Annotated in this window: 19 protein-coding genes; 15 read left to right on the top strand and 4 right to left on the bottom strand. The window is 63.8% G+C overall.

Going from position 1 to position 15,427, the window contains the following annotated elements; translation table 11 throughout:
• Nucleotides 1-56: 56 nt before the first annotated feature.
• From guaA to BHMPCIPO_RS02205, 5 genes are all read left to right on the top strand, one after another.
• Entirely contained in the window at nucleotides 57-1,619 is a 1,563-nt protein-coding gene (gene guaA / locus BHMPCIPO_RS02225) for a glutamine-hydrolyzing GMP synthase (RefSeq protein ID WP_173515256.1), read from the top strand.
• Between the two features lie 12 nt (nucleotides 1,620-1,631).
• Entirely contained in the window at nucleotides 1,632-2,375 is a 744-nt protein-coding gene (locus BHMPCIPO_RS02220; RefSeq protein ID WP_173515255.1) for a class I SAM-dependent methyltransferase, read from the top strand.
• A 102-nt stretch (nucleotides 2,376-2,477) separates the two neighbouring features.
• Nucleotides 2,478-2,807 (top strand): ArsR/SmtB family transcription factor, encoded by a 330-nt coding sequence (locus BHMPCIPO_RS02215; RefSeq protein ID WP_173518058.1) that lies wholly within the window; start codon nucleotides 2,478-2,480, stop codon nucleotides 2,805-2,807.
• A complete protein-coding gene (locus tag BHMPCIPO_RS02210) occupies nucleotides 2,804-3,271 on the top strand; it encodes an SRPBCC family protein (RefSeq protein ID WP_173515254.1) in 468 nt (155 codons plus the stop codon). The genes BHMPCIPO_RS02215 and BHMPCIPO_RS02210 overlap by 4 nt, the downstream gene beginning before the upstream one ends.
• A 126-nt stretch (nucleotides 3,272-3,397) precedes the next feature.
• Complete coding sequence (locus BHMPCIPO_RS02205) at nucleotides 3,398-3,811, top strand: GFA family protein (protein WP_173515253.1); 414 nt, start codon at nucleotides 3,398-3,400, stop codon at nucleotides 3,809-3,811.
• Between the two features lie 81 nt (nucleotides 3,812-3,892).
• Here BHMPCIPO_RS02205 and BHMPCIPO_RS02200 read toward each other — a convergent pair whose 3' ends face one another.
• Nucleotides 3,893-4,519: a glutathione S-transferase family protein gene (locus BHMPCIPO_RS02200; RefSeq protein WP_173515252.1), complete on the bottom strand. Its 627-nt coding sequence runs from the start codon at nucleotides 4,517-4,519 to the stop codon at nucleotides 3,893-3,895.
• Nucleotides 4,520-4,691: 172 nt separating this feature from the next.
• Between BHMPCIPO_RS02200 and BHMPCIPO_RS02195 the strand changes: the two genes are divergently transcribed.
• Nucleotides 4,692-5,750, top strand: a complete 1,059-nt coding sequence (locus BHMPCIPO_RS02195; protein WP_173515251.1) for a M14 family metallopeptidase — start codon at nucleotides 4,692-4,694, stop codon at nucleotides 5,748-5,750.
• Between the two features lie 42 nt (nucleotides 5,751-5,792).
• On the opposite strand, the gene BHMPCIPO_RS02190 is transcribed toward BHMPCIPO_RS02195, so the two are convergent.
• Complete coding sequence (locus BHMPCIPO_RS02190) at nucleotides 5,793-6,290, bottom strand: Lrp/AsnC family transcriptional regulator (RefSeq protein ID WP_173515250.1); 498 nt, start codon at nucleotides 6,288-6,290, stop codon at nucleotides 5,793-5,795.
• 195 nt (nucleotides 6,291-6,485) lie between these two features.
• Here BHMPCIPO_RS02190 and tatA point away from each other — a divergent pair, with 195 nt between their 5' ends.
• The 5 genes from tatA (at nucleotide 6,486) to BHMPCIPO_RS02165 (ending at nucleotide 9,966) form a co-directional block, all read left to right on the top strand.
• Complete coding sequence (gene tatA, locus BHMPCIPO_RS02185) at nucleotides 6,486-7,655, top strand: tyrosine aminotransferase (RefSeq protein WP_173515249.1); 1,170 nt, start codon at nucleotides 6,486-6,488, stop codon at nucleotides 7,653-7,655.
• 7 nt (nucleotides 7,656-7,662) lie between these two features.
• The gene (locus BHMPCIPO_RS02180; protein ID WP_173515248.1) at nucleotides 7,663-8,295 is read left to right on the top strand and encodes a YitT family protein; all 633 of its coding nucleotides are present in this window, start codon (nucleotides 7,663-7,665) and stop codon (nucleotides 8,293-8,295) included.
• Between the two features lie 114 nt (nucleotides 8,296-8,409).
• Complete coding sequence (locus tag BHMPCIPO_RS02175) at nucleotides 8,410-8,763, top strand: ArsC family reductase (protein WP_173515247.1); 354 nt, start codon at nucleotides 8,410-8,412, stop codon at nucleotides 8,761-8,763.
• 18 nt (nucleotides 8,764-8,781) lie between these two features.
• Nucleotides 8,782-9,255: a Cys-tRNA(Pro) deacylase gene (gene ybaK, locus BHMPCIPO_RS02170; protein ID WP_173515246.1), complete on the top strand. Its 474-nt coding sequence runs from the start codon at nucleotides 8,782-8,784 to the stop codon at nucleotides 9,253-9,255.
• Between the two features lie 123 nt (nucleotides 9,256-9,378).
• On the top strand, nucleotides 9,379-9,966 hold the full coding sequence (locus BHMPCIPO_RS02165) for a dual specificity protein phosphatase family protein (protein ID WP_173515245.1): 588 nt from the start codon (nucleotides 9,379-9,381) through the stop codon (nucleotides 9,964-9,966).
• Between the two features lie 188 nt (nucleotides 9,967-10,154).
• On the opposite strand, the gene BHMPCIPO_RS02160 is transcribed toward BHMPCIPO_RS02165, so the two are convergent.
• On the bottom strand, nucleotides 10,155-10,610 hold the full coding sequence (locus BHMPCIPO_RS02160) for a MarR family winged helix-turn-helix transcriptional regulator (protein ID WP_246304243.1): 456 nt from the start codon (nucleotides 10,608-10,610) through the stop codon (nucleotides 10,155-10,157).
• 84 nt (nucleotides 10,611-10,694) lie between these two features.
• Between BHMPCIPO_RS02160 and BHMPCIPO_RS02155 the strand changes: the two genes are divergently transcribed.
• The 3 genes from BHMPCIPO_RS02155 (at nucleotide 10,695) to BHMPCIPO_RS02145 (ending at nucleotide 13,684) form a co-directional block, all read left to right on the top strand.
• The gene (locus BHMPCIPO_RS02155; protein ID WP_246304242.1) at nucleotides 10,695-11,366 is read left to right on the top strand and encodes a glutathione S-transferase family protein; all 672 of its coding nucleotides are present in this window, start codon (nucleotides 10,695-10,697) and stop codon (nucleotides 11,364-11,366) included.
• 89 nt (nucleotides 11,367-11,455) lie between these two features.
• Nucleotides 11,456-12,343 (top strand): MBL fold metallo-hydrolase, encoded by an 888-nt coding sequence (locus BHMPCIPO_RS02150; RefSeq protein WP_173515243.1) that lies wholly within the window; start codon nucleotides 11,456-11,458, stop codon nucleotides 12,341-12,343.
• 87 nt (nucleotides 12,344-12,430) lie between these two features.
• Nucleotides 12,431-13,684 (top strand): aminopeptidase, encoded by a 1,254-nt coding sequence (locus tag BHMPCIPO_RS02145; protein ID WP_173515242.1) that lies wholly within the window; start codon nucleotides 12,431-12,433, stop codon nucleotides 13,682-13,684.
• 133 nt (nucleotides 13,685-13,817) lie between these two features.
• On the opposite strand, the gene BHMPCIPO_RS02140 is transcribed toward BHMPCIPO_RS02145, so the two are convergent.
• Nucleotides 13,818-14,696, bottom strand: coding sequence for an EamA family transporter (locus tag BHMPCIPO_RS02140; protein ID WP_173515241.1), 879 nt, complete (start codon nucleotides 14,694-14,696; stop codon nucleotides 13,818-13,820).
• A gap of 101 nt (nucleotides 14,697-14,797) precedes the next feature.
• Here BHMPCIPO_RS02140 and BHMPCIPO_RS02135 point away from each other — a divergent pair, with 101 nt between their 5' ends.
• Nucleotides 14,798-15,280, top strand: a complete 483-nt coding sequence (locus BHMPCIPO_RS02135) for a MarR family winged helix-turn-helix transcriptional regulator (RefSeq protein ID WP_173515240.1) — start codon at nucleotides 14,798-14,800, stop codon at nucleotides 15,278-15,280.
• The last annotated feature ends 147 nt before the right edge of the window (nucleotides 15,281-15,427 follow it).

The raw sequence follows: 15,427 nt of genomic DNA, 5'->3' as shown, positions 1-15,427 counted from the left end.
TGATGGCGGGCTTTCATTAAAGGCTCGCCATGATCAAGCTTGTTTGAAGGCCCCAAATGACCCAGACAGCCCATCCCGACACCGTCCTCATCGTCGACTTCGGCAGCCAGGTGACGCAGCTCATCGCCCGGCGCGTGCGCGAATCCGGTGTCTATTGTGAAATCGTGCCGTTCCAGTCGGCGGAAGAAGGCTTCCGCCAGCTGAAGCCGAAGGCCGTCATCCTTTCCGGCAGCCCGGCCTCGACGCTCGAGATCGGCTCGCCGCGCACGCCCCAGGTGATCTTCGATTCCGGCCTGCCGGTCTTCGGCATCTGCTACGGCCAGCAGACCATGTGCGCCCAACTCGGCGGCAAGGTCGAGAGCGGCCACCACCGCGAATTCGGCCGCGCCTTCCTGGAAGTCGAAAAGGACTGCCCGCTATTCGAGGGCCTCTGGTCCGTTGGCTCGCGCCACCAAGTCTGGATGTCGCATGGCGACCGCGTCACCGCGATCCCCGAAGGCTTCGAGGTCGTGGCGACCTCGGCCAACGCGCCCTTCGCCTTCATCGCCGACGCGAAGCGCAAATATTACGCCGTGCAGTTCCACCCGGAAGTGGTGCACACGCCCGACGGCGCCAAGCTGATTTCCAACTTCGTGCACAAGATCGCCGGCATCAAGGGCGACTGGTCGATGTCGGCCTACCGCGCCAAGGCGGTCGAGGCGATCCGCAAGCAGGTCGGCGACAAGAAGGTCATCTGCGCGCTTTCCGGCGGCGTCGACAGCTCGGTCGCGGCACTGCTCATCCACGAGGCCGTCGGCGACCAGCTCACCTGCATCCTCGTCGACCACGGCCTGATGCGCAAGGACGAGGCGAAGAACGTCGTTGCGATGTTCGAGGAGCACTACAACCTGCACCTCCTGCACATCGACGCGTCCGACCGCTTCATCGGCGAGCTCGAAGGCGTCAGCGACCCGGAAACCAAGCGCAAGATCATCGGCCGCCTGTTCATCGAAGTGTTCGAGGAAGAGGCGAAGAAGCTCGGCGGCGCCGACTTCCTCGCCCAGGGCACGCTCTATCCCGATGTGATCGAAAGCGTCTCCTTCACCGGCGGCCCGTCGGTGACGATCAAGTCGCACCACAATGTCGGCGGCCTGCCGGAGCGCATGAACATGCAGCTCGTCGAGCCGCTGCGCGAACTCTTCAAGGACGAAGTGCGCGTGCTCGGCCGCGAGCTCGGCCTGCCCGACAGCTTCATCGGCCGCCACCCCTTCCCGGGGCCGGGCCTTGCCATCCGCTGCCCGGGCGGCATCACCCGCGAGAAGCTCGAGATCCTGCGCGAAGCGGACGCGATCTATCTCGACGAGATCCGCAAGGCCGGCCTCTACGACGCCATCTGGCAGGCCTTCGCCGTGCTCTTGCCGGTGCAGACCGTCGGCGTCATGGGCGACGGACGAACCTACGAGTTCGTCTGCGCGCTTCGCGCCGTCACCTCGGTCGACGGCATGACGGCGGACTTCTACCACTACGACATGGAATTCCTCGGCCGCGCGGCAACACGCATCATCAACGAGGTCCGTGGCATCAACCGCGTCGTCTACGACGTGACCTCGAAGCCGCCAGGCACGATCGAGTGGGAATAGCCAGTCATCTCGATGCCATCGGACAAACTCTATAACGATCCAAAGCTTGTAGAGTTCTACGACATCGAGAACGGCTGGACCGCCGATTCCGAATATCTGAAGTCCATCTCCGCTGGCCGCACCTCGATCCTCGATCTCGGGTGCGGCACCGGCTTGCTGACTTCTGCTCTGGCAGCGACGGGCAAACGGGTCGTCGGCGTCGATCCGGCAGTCGCGATGCTGGATGTCGCGAGGTTGAGACCGGGCGGCGACCGGGTACGCTGGGTCGAAGGCGACGGGCGAACGATCCGCCTTAACGAGAGCTTCGATCTGGTGCTGCTCAGCGGTCATGCTTTTCAGGTCTTCCTCACCCGGGAAGATCAGCTTTCCGTTCTTCGGACCATCGCTGCGCATCTGGCCGCTGAAGGGCGTTTCATTTTCGATAGCCGCAATCCACGGATCGGAGAATGGCGAAGATGGACGCCGGCCGAATCCGAACGGGATATCGTTCATCCGGTGCTCGGCAAGATTCTCGCGTGGAACGATGCGCGACATGACGCGGAGTCGGGTATCGTGGAATACGGAACCTTCTACCGGATCGCAAAGGACGGACGCACTTACGCTGCCCAGTCGAAAATCACCTTCCCCTCCTATGAAGACCTCGTCTCGATGATGGATGAAGCAGGACTCGTCGTCGAACGGTGGCTTGGCGGCTGGGATGGCCGACCGTTCGAAACCTCCGCGCCGGAGATCATCCCGATCGGCCGGCGGCGATAGGCACGCCTGATGTCCGCCGCCGGGGGCTTGTCGGCAACCGTCGCACAACTCGAATCAATAGTATTGACTAATCAATCAGCGCAGACTAATGATTTAGTCATGATGATCGAAACCGCCCCCATCACTGCCGTCATGCGCGCCCTAGCCGACCCCACCCGCAGGGCCGTCTTCGAGCGCATTGCCAGTGCCGACGAGATCACCGTGGTCGAGCTCACCCGCGGCAGCGGCGTGACGCAGGGCGCAATCTCGCAGCACCTCAAGTCGCTGAGACAGGCGGGTCTGGTCGCCGAGCGTCCCGAGGGCCGCAACGTCTATTACCGCGCCGAGCCCGAGGGGCTGGCGCCGCTCGTCGACTGGATGAGCCACTACGGCAGCTTCTGGCGCGACCGCTTTGCCAATCTGCGCACGCTTCTCAAGGAGATCGATCCATGACCGACGCAGCTGTTCTGAAATACGAGACGCAAGACATTGTCCTCGACGAGGTGTTTCCGCATACGCCCGAGACAATCTGGAAGACGTTGACCAATGGCGAATTGATGGGCCGCTGGATCATGCCGCCTTCAGGTTTTGAAGCCGTGGAGGGCACGCACTTCACCTTCCAGACGACGCCGGCCGGCGCCTGGGACGGGACGATCCGTTGCCAGGTGCTGGAGGTGCGCCCCTATGAGCGGTTCGCCTATTCCTGGAAAGGTGGCGACGAGGGCAATATCGGCTACGGCTCCCGCCTCGATACGGTCGTCACCTGGACACTCACGAAGGTCGATAACGGCACGCGCCTTCGCCTCGTGCATTCCGGCTTCGTGACGCCGAAGAACGACACGGCGTTCAGCAACATGAGCAACGGCTGGCCGAAGGTCCTGTCGCGCCTCGGCTCCGTCACCGACGAGCAGAACTAGCATCGACGCCGGATCGAGCGTCACGACGATCCGGCACCTCACAAACCCGAAACAAGCGAAGAGAACGGTCGGCGTCGCCCTCGCGGTCACGCACCAGGCCTTGCCGTGCCGTAAAAGGAGGAATGGATGAGCACGTCCTATATCGGCGGATGCGCCTGCGGTGCGCTTCGCTATCAGATTTCCGGAGAACCGGTTTTCTCGAACGACTGCCAGTGCCGCGACTGCCAGCATGAGAGCGGGACCGGGCATGGATCGCATATGACGTTCCGGCGCGACGGGGTGAAGCTCGAAGGCGAAGCCAAGCACTGGGACATGGTCGCCGACAGCGGCAATGTGAAGACGCGCGGCTTCTGTCCCATCTGCGGCTCGCCCGTCTACATGACCTTTGCGGCCATGCCGGAGTTCTTCACCATCCGCGCGGCAAGCCTCGACGACCCCAGCCGCTACAAGCCTCAAGCGGTGACCTACGGTATACGCGGCCATGCCTGGGACCATCTCGATCCGGCCCTGCCGAAATTCGAGAAGATGCCGCCGAGGTGAGCGGCGCAGCAGCACCTCGGCGTCGCCGGCCTGCATCCCCATTCCCGATCGAGGGGCGTCTGCCGCGACCGACAATCCGCATCAGGCCGGCGGAATGAAGGGCTGACTGATCGTCTGGAACACGGGGAGCGCTTCCAGCTTCTCCGCATGGGCGTGCAAGTGGGGATAGCGCGAGGTCGCCACCAGATCGGAATGCACGTCCCTAAGGAACCGCAACACCGCCGCGACTGCGATGTCCGCATGACCGATCCGCTGCGAGAACCAGTATTCGCTCTGGCTTTGCGCGCGGCTCGCCTCGAGGACGCCCAGCGTCTCCTCGATCTGACGGCGGCAGCGGTCGACCCAAACGGCCGAGACCTCGCCGTGCAGCCGTTTCTCGTAGAACAGGCTTACGGCCTTGTCGCCCAACCCGGTGGCGAGCGCAGCGATCCTCAGCGCCCGGTGTCGCTCCGGCTCGTATCGGGGGAACAGGGCCTCCTCGTCGGAAACGAGGCTATCGAGATAGTCGAGGATGATGTGGCTGTCGGTCAGCGCGAGGCCATCGTCCAGCACGAGGGTCGGCACGCGCGTCAATGGATTATAGGCCCGAAGCTCGTCGGCATTGCCGAAGGACGACCAGGGGCGGTGTTCGAACGCAATGCCGTAGAGACTGAGGGCGATGCCCACGCGCCGTACGAACGGGGAGTCATATTGGCCGATCAAGATCATTTTGCCGCCTTCTGCTTGTGCTGACGTTTTCCAAGAACAATAGGCATTCTCCGGATATCAAGGCCAGAGCGATTACGGCGAAATCCGTTGCCGCACCCCAGTTCTTAGCGACTTGCGGAGCACTGTCGGAATGCCGATAAGCGCCACCAGCATAACGATACGGGAGGAGCCCATGGACATTTCCGAAATCATCATCGCCGGCGATACGCCCGGCATCGAATGGCGCCTGCCCGTCTTCCGCTTCAAGGGGCGGAGCGCTGCGGCACCCAAGACCTATATCCAGGCGGCATTGCACGCCAACGAGCTGCCGGGCACGGCGCTGGCGCATTTCCTTCTGCAAAGGCTGCAGCAGGCGGACAAGGACGGCGCCATCCTCGGCGACATCACTGTCGTGCCACAGGCGAACCCGATCGGCACCGCGCAGTCGCATTTCGGCGAGCTGCAGGGCCGCTTCGATTTGGGATCGCGCACCAATTTCAACCGCGATTTTCCGCTGATCTCGCTGGCCGACCGCGACAGCCTCATCGATGATCTCGATCGCCATTCAGCCACCGATCGACTGAAACGCCAGTTGCTGCACATGGCGCTCGGCGCCGACTTGATGCTCGACCTTCACTGCGACGACGAGGCGCTGCAATACGCCTATATCGACGATGCCTTCTGGCCGGAGGCGGGAGACCTCGCCTCCGCGCTCGACATGGAGGCGATCTTCCTTTCGGATGGCGAAAGCTCCGCCTTCGAGGAGGCTGTCGCCTATGCCTGGAAATATGAAACCGGGCAGAAGAAGGCGCGCCTTCCCGGACGCCTGTCGGTCACCGTCGAGCTTCGCGGCACGCGTGACGTCTATCCGGAACTTTCCCGCAAGGATGCCGAGGGTGTCTTCCGCTTCCTCGTCGCCCGTGGCGTCGTAAGCGATGACGAAGAGGCGATCGCACCCTTCGCCGGCATCGTCGCGCCGCTCGACAATATCGAGATGATCCGCGCACCGCAGGCAGGCGCCATCCTGTTCCATCGCGACATCGGCGAAACCGTCAAGGCCGGGGACCTGCTCGCGACCATTCTCACCCGTCCCGGCCGACCCGACGGCGCGCTCGACGTGCGCGCGCCGCAGGACGGGCTGATCGTCACCCGCGTCTCGACCCGCCTTGCACGCCGACACTCGGACCTGATGAAGATCGCCTGCGCCGCGCCTTCCGGCGCCGTACGCAAGCCGGGCCCGCTCGAGGCCTAGGAGACATCCGGGAAAGCGCGAGGCCGTCCCGGGTCGCTTTATTCAGCGGCCGTCACCCAAGGTGGCGGCTGTCATCTTCGGGCTGTCGAGAAGTATGGTCGAGCGCAGCGTCTTGATCTCGGCAATCTGCTCGAACTCGCTCCAGAGCAGACGCTTGTAATCCGCGACATCGCGCACGGCGATCTTCAGGAGAAAGTCGAAGTCGCCGGCGACGGTGTGGCACTCCACCACCTCCGGCATGCGTGAGATCAACTCGATGAAGCGATGGCCGACCTTGCTTGCTGTGCGTTCCAGCGTCACCTCGACAAAGGCCTGGAAACCGATGCCGGCCGCCTTCGGATCGACCACGACCGTCTGGCGGATGACGCCGGCCGCATAGAGCCTGGCGAGGCGACGCGACAGCGGCGCCGGCGAGAGCCCGACCCTGGCCGCGAGCTCGTTGTTGGTCAACGACGCATCCTCGACCAGCAGACGAATGATCCGCCGATCGACCTGATCCAGCTCCAGCGATACCTTCTCGATCACGTTTGAACCTCGCATGCGCAAATCAGCAAATGAAATGCAGGATTTTGCGCAAATCGCACGATGTCAACATTGTCTCCATGGCAAAAATCGCATCGATTTTGCGCTGATCCTGACCTAAGAAGGAAGTCGCAGGGCAGCCGGAGGAACGGCGGCCGGCTGGCTTTTCGACAGACAAATGCAATCGCTGCCACGCCAAGGGGGAATTCCGGCATGTTCGACGCACTGACCCGCCAACCCGATGATCCGTTGCTTGCCCTGATCGGGCTCTATCGCAACGACGAACGCCCCGGAAAGGTCGATCTCGGCGTCGGCGTCTACCGCGACGAAACCGGCCATACGCCGATCTTCCGCGCCGTCAAGGCCGCGGAAAAACGGCTCCTCGAAACCCAGGACAGCAAGGCCTATGTCGGCCCTGAGGGCGACCTCGTCTTCATCGATCATCTGTGGACGCTGGTCGGCGGCGACACCGTCGATCGCAGCCACATTGCCGGCGTGCAGACGCCGGGTGGTTCCGGCGCGCTGAGGCTCGCGGCCGACCTCATCCACCAGATGGGCGGCAGGCGCATCTGGATCGGCCTGCCGAGTTGGCCCAACCATGCGAGCATTTTCAAGACGGCCGGCCTTGAACCCGCCGGCTACCCGTTCTTCGACGTGCCGTCGCAGACGGTGCTCTTCGACAACATGATGACGGCGCTGCAGGGCGCTGCCGCCGGCGATGCTGTTCTCCTGCATGCGAGCTGCCACAACCCGACGGGCGGCGTCATCACCGAGGCACAGTGGATGGAGCTTGCCGCCGTCATTGCCGAGCGCGGTCTGCTGCCGCTCGTCGACCTCGCCTATCAGGGCTTCGGCCGCGGACTCGACGAGGATGTCGCCGGCCTTCGCCACCTGATCGGCGTCGTGCCCGAAGCGCTGGTCGCCGTTTCCTGCTCCAAGTCCTTCGGCCTTTATCGCGAACGCGCCGGCGCGATCTTCGCAGTGACGACCTCGTCCTCCTCGGCCGATACGGTCCGCTCCAACCTCGCCGGCCTCGCCCGCACCAGCTACTCGATGCCGCCGGATCATGGTGCGGCGATCGTGCGTATGATCCTTTCCGACGCCGATCTCGCACGCGATTGGAAGGAAGAACTCGAAACCATGCGGCTGCGCATCACCAACATCCGCCGGGCGCTTGCCGAAGGCCTGCGCGACCGCTGGCAGGCACTCGGTGCCGTCGCCAGCCAGGAGGGCATGTTCTCGCTGCTGCCGCTCACCGAGGCCGACGTCATGCGGCTCCGAAACGAGCACGGCATCTATATGCCCGGCTCCGGCCGCATCAACATCGCCGGCCTGAAGACGGCGGAAGTCGAAGACGTCATCACCAAGTTCAGGAATCTCTGAGGATCAGATGGCCGAGCGCAGCATCGACGTCTCCGAAGCCCCGGTAGAACGCCACCGCCTCTACGAGGATGCGCTGGCGATCTTGACGGGCACGCTGATCATATCGCTCGGCGTCATCATCTACAGCAAGGCGATGCTGTTGACGGGCAGCACGTCGGGGCTGGCGCTGCTTTTGCAATATGCGACCGGGGCCGAGTTCTGGCTGGTCTTCTTCCTCGTCAACCTGCCCTTCTACGTCCTGGCGGTCAAACGGCTCGGCTGGATGTTTGCGCTGCGCACCTTCCTCGCCGTCAGCCTGGTGTCGCTGTTTTCGCGGCTGACGACCGGTTGGGTGGAGATCGCCCGGCTCGACCCCATCTACGCGGCGGTCGTCGGCGGCGGACTGATGGGCACGGGTCTGCTGATCCTCTTCCGCCACCGCACCGGGCTTGGCGGCATCAACATCGTGGCGATCTATCTCCAGGAAAAATTCGGCGTCCGTGCCGGCTATTTCCAGCTCGCGGTCGATCTCGCCATCCTCGCCGCCGCCTACTTCGTGCTGCCGCCGGCAAACCTCGTGCTTTCGGTCGTGGGCGCTGCCGTCGTCAACATGACGCTGGCGATCAACCACCGGCCCGGCCGCTACGCCGGCGTGACCTGACAAGCGAGCGCTCTTCCCTCCCGCGCGTCAGGCGGCTATCACTCCCGTCACGCTTTCAAGTTGCGCGATTCCGGACAGTGGCCGGAGTTGCTCACGACGATATTGGGGCATGGAATGACGGTTACGATCTACGGCATCAAGAACTGCGACACGATGAAGAAGGCGCGCACCTGGCTCGAGGGCCGGGGCATTGCCTACCGCTTCCACGACTACAAGGCCGAGGGCATCGACCGCGCGCATCTCGAACGCTGGTGCAAGGAAGCCGGGTGGGAAATGGTGCTGAACCGTGCCGGCACCACCTTCCGCAAGCTCGACGAGGCCGACAAGCAGGGCCTCGATGAAGAAAAGGCGATCACGCTGATGCTGGCCCAGCCCTCGATGATCAAGCGGCCGGTGCTCGAAGCCGACGGCAACCTGCTGATCGGGTTCAAGCCTGACCTCTACGAGGCGCTGCTCGCCAAAGCCTGATCCCCATTTGGAGCGACGATGTCGAAGACCACCCGCGCCACGCAAACGCTTTCGAAGGCCGGCATCGCCTTCAGCGTGCACAGCTATGACTACGATCCCAATGCCGAGCGCGTCGGCCTGCAGGCGGCGGAAGCGCTCGGCGAGGATCCGCGCCGGGTACTGAAGACGCTGATGGCCGAGGTCGACGGCAAGCCGGTCTGCTGCGTCGTACCCTCCGACCGCGAAGTCAGCATGAAGAAGCTCGCCGCCGCTTTCGGCGGCAAATCGGCGGCCATGATGAAGCCGGCGGACGCCGAGCGGCTGACCGGCTACCACGTCGGCGGCATCAGCCCGTTCGGACAGAAGAAGCTGGTGCCGACCGCAATCGAAGAGGCAGCCCTTGCCGAAGCCGCGGTTTACATCAATGGCGGCCAGCGCGGGCTGCAGGTCCGGCTCGCGCCGCGCGACGCCCAGGCGGCGCTGAAGGCGATCGCCGCACCGCTGATCGCCTGATCTCTGCCATCAAAATATCATGGATGACATATAGAGCCGCGATGCGGGATGAGGAAATCTCCGATGGTTTCCGCCCGCAGCGCGCTCACGACCGGGAGCGTGGGGTCGCTTCGGAGTCGTTTCATGGCATCTGCAAGGTTTCTGCGCGCGAAGCGTCTTCTGAAACGCCTCGTCGTCGGCACGGTTGCGCTCGTTGCAGCCCTGGCCCTCTATCTCGTTGGTCTGCAATGGACCGGCAACTTCCACACGCTCGTCGCCGGTGAGGTCTACCGTTCGGCACAGCCGACTGCGGAAGCGATCGCCGCCTATTCCAAGGCCTACGGCATCCGCACCATACTCAATCTGCGCGGCGAGAAACCGCACGAACGCTGGTATCGTGATGAGGTCGCCGCCGCCGAGCGTAACGGTATCCGGCTCATCAACTTCCCGATGTCCGCCTCGGCGGAAATCGACCGCAAGGAAACCGACGCGTTGATGGCGATCCTCAGGAACGCGCCGAAGCCGCTACTGATCCATTGCAAGGCCGGCGCCGACCGCACCGGCCTCGTCTCGACGATCTACCTGCAGCAGATCGCCGGCGTCGACGAGGAGACGGCCGAGTGGCAGCTTTCGCCGCTCTACGGCCATGTGGCGCTGCCTTATCTCTCCGGCACCTTCGCCATGGACGAGACCTGGGAAGCGCTGGAAAAATCCTTCGGCCTCAGCAGCTGAGGTTGAGGGTATCGCGCGGCGTGGGCTGCGCGTGACGGCCCCTCATCCCGCTGCCGCGACCTTCTCCCCGCACGCGGGGAGAAGGGGCCTTGCTGCACTCGCTCTCCCAGCCACGACCGAGGGGCAAGCTTCCGAGGAATTCCATCGCCCCTACGCCGTGCCAATAGCTATATCGCGCTTGAAATACCTTACCGCAGCTTCGCCAGCAGCGCCGCCAACTGCCTCGCCTCGGCCTCTGTCAATCTGGCACCGACATGGGCCTCGATCGATGGGCCATAGGTCTGCCACATGCGTTCACGCATCGTCCGGCCGGCCTCGGTGATCACCACCCACTGGCCGCGACCATCGGCGTCGAAAGCTTCGCGGCGGACCAGACCTTCCTTTACCAGCCGATCGATCAGGCGCGAAAGATTGTATTGCGCAAGCAGCGTGCGCGCTTCGATCTCGAAGGGACGCAGACGGCCGCCTTCCGCCTGGGCCAGCTCCCACAACACATCGTACCAGCCAAGCGGCGGCAAGCCGGCAGCCTTGAAGTCGGCCTCGATCCGCGCAAGCACGCGCTCACGGGCGCGCATCAGCCCGATCCAGGCTTCGGTGGTTTCCGCACTCGGGCGCTTTGCTTCGTTTTTTGTCTCGTTGGCCATAGATGCAGTTACATCCATCTTGAAAGCCGAAGCAAGCCCACATACATGCAGATGCATCTACCTTACTTCAACCGGGAGACTGCCATGCTTACCCTCGTCAGCCACCATCTCTGCCCCTATGTGCAACGCGCCTCGATTGCGCTCGACGAAAAAGGCGTTCGTTTCGAGCGGACCTATATCGACCTCAAGTCCAAGCCCGACTGGTTCCTGAAGATCTCGCCTCTCGGCAAGGTGCCGCTGCTCCAGGTGCCGCAGCAAGGCGGTGAAGCAGTGCTGTTCGAAAGCTCCGTCATCGCCGAATATGTCGAGGAAACTCAAGCCGGTCCGAGGCTTCACCCCGAGAATGCGCTGGAGCGCGCCCGGCATCGCGGCTGGATGGAATTCGGCTCATCGATCCTTTCGGAACTCTGGGGCTTCGAGACCGCCAAGGACCAGGCAACCTACGAGCAGAAGCGCAAGGCGATCGCCGGCAAGTTCGCGACCGTGGAAGCGGCACTCGGCGATGGTCCCTATTTTGCCGGCGCCGGCTTTTCCCTCGTCGATGCGGTCTTCGCACCGATCTTCCGCTACTTCGACCTCTTCGACACGCTCGCCGATCACGATATCTTCGATCGCCTCGACCGAGTCCGCGCCTGGCGAAGGGCGCTCTCCGAGCGACCGAGCGTCAAGGCGGCCGTGACCGCCGATTACGGCGAGCGGCTGATGGCCTTCCTCAGGGATCACGACGCCTACCTGCTGCGTGCGCGAGAGGCATAGGCAGATAGGATCGCAGCCAGCATCCCGTCCTTCAGTTTCGTTTCGCACTGGCCTATGACATCACCAAGCCCGTGCGGGAGGAGTTGCACATGACGGACCTGACCTCGACCTTGACGATCCTGGAGCCCTACCCCGGCCTCTACGCCTATTACGACGGGCGTATTGCCGGGGTGCGACTTCACTCGGAGGCGCCGAACTGGCTCGATGACGGCGCCTATGAACTGGGCATCGCCTCCTATGCCGTCGTCGATGGCCGCGAGGCGCTGGTCTATGACACCCATATTTCGCTCGCCCATGCCCAGGCGATCCGCGATCATCTCGAAAGCCTCGGCGTCACCTCGATCCGCGTCGTGCTCAGCCATTGGCACAAGGATCACGTGGCCGGGAACGCCGTCTTTGCCGACTGCGAGATCATCGCGCTCAAGCTGACGGCGGAGAAGCTTGAGGAAAATCGCGAACGGATCGAGACGGCGACACCGCCGATCAATCCCCTCGTCATGCCGAACCGGCTGTTTACGGAGACGCTCACGCTCACCGTCGGCGAACGTCGGGTCGAGCTGCATCACTTCGCCATCCATAGCGCCGACGGCAATGTCATCTGGCTGCCTGAGGAGAAGCTGCTGCTCGCCGGCGATACGCTCGAGGATACGACGACCTTCATCAGCGAGGCGGACCAGACGGCGACGCACATCTCGGAACTCGGGCGCCTGCGGCAATGGCCGATTGCTCGGATCCTGCCCGCCCATGGCGACCGCGAGCGCATCGCAGCCGGCGGCTACGGGCCGGAACTGATCGATGCCAACCGCCGCTACATCGAGCGGCTGACGCATGCGATTGAGACCGGTACTGCCATCGGCACGCTTGCGGAATTCGCCGCCGAGGAGATCGCCTCCGGCGCGCTCGTCTATTTCGCGCCTTACGAGGCGGTGCACCGGAGCAATGTCGAACGGATGAGGGCTGCCCTCGCGGCACGCTAAGCGCGGAACGATGCCGGGCAATCAGCCTTCATTTTCGCCGCAAAGCGCTCTAAGTCTTCTTCTTCCGATTCAAAAGACAGGCAGATCATGACCTATCCCGCCAATACGCCCAATCCCATCGATCCTGTAAAACTCGATAAGCTTGCAGAAGTCGCGATCCAGGTCGGCCTGCAGCTGCAGCGCGGCCAGGACCTGGTGATGACCGCGCCGGTCGCGGCAATGCCGCTGGTGCGCCTGATCACCAAGCACGCCTACAAGGCGGGTGCAGGCCTGGTGACGACGCTCTACTCCGACGAAGACACGACACTGGCACGCTACGCCTACGCTCCAGACGAGAGCTTCGACCGGGCGAGCGCCTGGCTGTTCGAAGGCATGGCCAAGGCCTTTGCCGGCGGCGCGGCGCGCCTGGCGATCTCCGGCGACAACCCGATGATGCTCTCGACGCAGGACCCGGCCAAGGTCGCGCGCGCCAACAAGGCGAATTCGATCGCCTACAAGCCGGCGCTTGAAAAGATCTCCAACTTCGACATCAACTGGAACATCGTCTCCTACCCGAACCCGTCGTGGGCGAAGCTGGTCTTCCCGAACGATCCGGACGCGGTTGCCGTCGAAAAGCTCGCCAACGCCATCTTCGCCGCCTCGCGCGTCGATGTCGCCGATCCGGTGGCCGCCTGGAAGGAGCACAATGCCAACCTCGCCCGGCGCTCGGCCTGGCTGAACGGCGAGCGCTTCGCTGCGCTACACTTTACCGGCCCCGGCACCGACCTGACGGTGGGACTGGCCGATGGGCATCTGTGGTGCGGCGGCGCGTCGGAAGCCAAGAACGGTATTACCTGCAACCCGAACATCCCGACCGAGGAGGTCTTCACGACGCCGCACGCCCTGCGCGTCGAGGGCCATGTCTCCTCGACCAAGCCGCTATCGCACCAGGGCACGCTGATCGACAACATCCAGGTGCGCTTCGAGGGCGGCCGGATCGTCGAGGCGAAGGCATCGCGCGGCGAGGAAGTGCTGAACAAGGTGCTGGATACCGACGAAGGCGCGCGCCGGCTCGGCGAAGTGGCGCTGGTGCCGCATTCCTCGCCGATCTCGGCCAGCGGCATCCTGTTCTACAACACGCTGTTTGACGAAAACGCCTCCTGCCATATCGCGCTCGGTCAGTGCTATTCGGGCTGCTTCGTCGACGATACCAAGCTGACGCCGGAACAGATCCGCGCCCAGGGCGGCAATTCGAGCCTGATCCATATCGACTGGATGATCGGCTCCGGCCAGGTCGACATCGACGGCGTGCGTGCCGACGGCAGCCGCGTGCCGGTCATGCGCCAGGGCGAGTGGGCCTGATCGCGGTCGCGATCAGGGGCCGGTTCCCTTTGTGAAAACCATCAAGGCCGTCGCAGGAATGCGGCGGCCTCTTCGTCAGTAAAGTGGCCGGCCGGCAATGTGAAGCGCTTGCCCTATGGTTGCAAGCCCGCGCTTAGGCGCGGGCCGGTCGCACCTTGGGCAGCAATTGTGCGCGCTGGCTGAGCCAGACACTGGCGAAGACGACGAGGATGCCGAGGGCCTGGACCGGCGTCAGTTGCTCGCTGAGCACGCCCCAGCCGAGCAGGATTGCAACCACCGGGCTCAGGAAGCCGAGCGGCGAGACGGCCGCCGGTTCGAGGCGTGAGAGGCCGCGGAACCAGAGCAGATAGGTGAAGGCGGCGCCGATGAGGCCGAGATAGGTCAGGCCGAGAATGTTCGCCGCCGACAATGAAGGCAGGGACGGTTCGAAGAACAGCGCTACCGGCACGAGAAGCAGGCCGCCGGCCGCCAGTTGCCAGGCGGTGAAGGTGAGCGGCGGCACCGGCGGCGCCCAATGGCGGCTGAGGACCGTACCGAAAGCCATGGAGACGGCGCCGGCGAGACCGGCGAGCACTCCGAGCGGATCGAGCGTGGCGCCCGGCGTCAGAACCAGAAGGCCGACCCCGACGATACCTGCAAGGCCGGCGGCGACGCTGAGAGCCCGGATCGGCGAGCCGAGGAAGACGCGCGACAGCAGGATGACGATCAGTGGCTGAACGGCGCCGACCGTAGCGGCAACGCCGCCCGGCAGCCGGTAAGCCGAGACGAACAGCATGGCCCAGAAGAAGGAGAAGTTGAGCGCGCCGAGGATGAAGGATCGCGGCCACCAGATCCCCTCAGGGAGACGCCGTACGATGAGCAGCAGCAGGAGCCCTGCCGGCAGGGCCCGCAACATCGCAACCGTCAGCGGATAGCCTGATGGCAGGAACTCCGTCGTAACGAGGTAGGTGCTGCCCCAGATGGCGGGTGCCAGCGCAGTCAAGGTAAGGTCGGCAGTGCGGTTCGTGCTCATATCTCTACCTGAAGAATCTCTATATCAAGATAAATTGAGACTATCAGAGTTTATCTCTACGTCAAGATATCCTATAGCTGTTGGAACAATGGAGGCTTCGGATGGACCGCGTCGACAGGATATTGGCTCAATGGCACCGGGAACGGCCGGATCTCGACGTGTCGGCCATGGGCCTGCTCGGCCGGCTCTCGCGGCTTTCGACGCATATCGGCCGGGAGATCGAAAAGACCTTTGCCGAACGCGGCATCTCCGCTTCGAGCTTCGACGTGCTGGCGACGCTGCGCCGCTCCGGGCCGCCTTATCGGCTTTCGCCCGGCGAGCTGCTGGATACGACCATGGTCAGTTCCGGCACCATGACCAACCGCATCGACCAGTTGGAGAAAGCCGGCCTCGTCGAGCGGATCGCCAATCCCGAGGACCGGCGCAGCGTCATCATCGCCCTGACGGAAGAAGGGCGGCGCCGGGTCGACGAGGCGGCGACCGCGCATGTGGCAAACCAGCATCGGGTCGTTGCCGAGCTCTCGCCCGAGGAGCGCGCGACGCTCGACCGGCTGCTGCGCAAGTATCTGGCGGCGTTCGAGTAGCCGTGGCCAGCGCATGGCGCGTTCAAGTGAAAGCGCTGGAAGCGGAAAGATGCCCTAGAAACAAAGGCTGGAGCGACCATAGTGCGTTCATCTGAACGCATGGCGCTCTAGTGTCCTGATCGATAAATTTGTGCGATCATTTTCCCT

Source organism: Ensifer sesbaniae (assembly GCF_013283665.1).
GTDB classification, from domain to species: domain Bacteria; phylum Pseudomonadota; class Alphaproteobacteria; order Rhizobiales; family Rhizobiaceae; genus Ensifer; species Ensifer sesbaniae.
The sequence above is the reverse complement of the archived record's forward strand: the minus strand, read 5'-3'. Positions and strand labels throughout refer to the sequence as shown.

What these genes read in the sequence shown, in the direction of transcription:
- guaA (WP_173515256.1), top strand. Translation starts at nt 57, where the DNA reads ATGACCCAGACAGCCCATCCCGACACCGTCCTCATCGTCGACTTCGGC.
- BHMPCIPO_RS02220 (WP_173515255.1), top strand. Translation starts at nt 1,632, where the DNA reads ATGCCATCGGACAAACTCTATAACGATCCAAAGCTTGTAGAGTTCTAC.
- BHMPCIPO_RS02215 (WP_173518058.1), top strand. Translation starts at nt 2,478, where the DNA reads ATGATCGAAACCGCCCCCATCACTGCCGTCATGCGCGCCCTAGCCGAC.
- BHMPCIPO_RS02210 (WP_173515254.1), top strand. Translation starts at nt 2,804, where the DNA reads ATGACCGACGCAGCTGTTCTGAAATACGAGACGCAAGACATTGTCCTC.
- BHMPCIPO_RS02205 (WP_173515253.1), top strand. Translation starts at nt 3,398, where the DNA reads ATGAGCACGTCCTATATCGGCGGATGCGCCTGCGGTGCGCTTCGCTAT.
- BHMPCIPO_RS02200 (WP_173515252.1), bottom strand. Translation starts at nt 4,519, where the DNA reads ATGATCTTGATCGGCCAATATGACTCCCCGTTCGTACGGCGCGTGGGC.
- BHMPCIPO_RS02195 (WP_173515251.1), top strand. Translation starts at nt 4,692, where the DNA reads ATGGACATTTCCGAAATCATCATCGCCGGCGATACGCCCGGCATCGAA.
- BHMPCIPO_RS02190 (WP_173515250.1), bottom strand. Translation starts at nt 6,290, where the DNA reads ATGCGAGGTTCAAACGTGATCGAGAAGGTATCGCTGGAGCTGGATCAG.
- tatA (WP_173515249.1), top strand. Translation starts at nt 6,486, where the DNA reads ATGTTCGACGCACTGACCCGCCAACCCGATGATCCGTTGCTTGCCCTG.
- BHMPCIPO_RS02180 (WP_173515248.1), top strand. Translation starts at nt 7,663, where the DNA reads ATGGCCGAGCGCAGCATCGACGTCTCCGAAGCCCCGGTAGAACGCCAC.
- BHMPCIPO_RS02175 (WP_173515247.1), top strand. Translation starts at nt 8,410, where the DNA reads ATGACGGTTACGATCTACGGCATCAAGAACTGCGACACGATGAAGAAG.
- ybaK (WP_173515246.1), top strand. Translation starts at nt 8,782, where the DNA reads ATGTCGAAGACCACCCGCGCCACGCAAACGCTTTCGAAGGCCGGCATC.
- BHMPCIPO_RS02165 (WP_173515245.1), top strand. Translation starts at nt 9,379, where the DNA reads ATGGCATCTGCAAGGTTTCTGCGCGCGAAGCGTCTTCTGAAACGCCTC.
- BHMPCIPO_RS02160 (WP_246304243.1), bottom strand. Translation starts at nt 10,610, where the DNA reads ATGGCCAACGAGACAAAAAACGAAGCAAAGCGCCCGAGTGCGGAAACC.
- BHMPCIPO_RS02155 (WP_246304242.1), top strand. Translation starts at nt 10,695, where the DNA reads ATGCTTACCCTCGTCAGCCACCATCTCTGCCCCTATGTGCAACGCGCC.
- BHMPCIPO_RS02150 (WP_173515243.1), top strand. Translation starts at nt 11,456, where the DNA reads ATGACGGACCTGACCTCGACCTTGACGATCCTGGAGCCCTACCCCGGC.
- BHMPCIPO_RS02145 (WP_173515242.1), top strand. Translation starts at nt 12,431, where the DNA reads ATGACCTATCCCGCCAATACGCCCAATCCCATCGATCCTGTAAAACTC.
- BHMPCIPO_RS02140 (WP_173515241.1), bottom strand. Translation starts at nt 14,696, where the DNA reads ATGAGCACGAACCGCACTGCCGACCTTACCTTGACTGCGCTGGCACCC.
- BHMPCIPO_RS02135 (WP_173515240.1), top strand. Translation starts at nt 14,798, where the DNA reads ATGGACCGCGTCGACAGGATATTGGCTCAATGGCACCGGGAACGGCCG.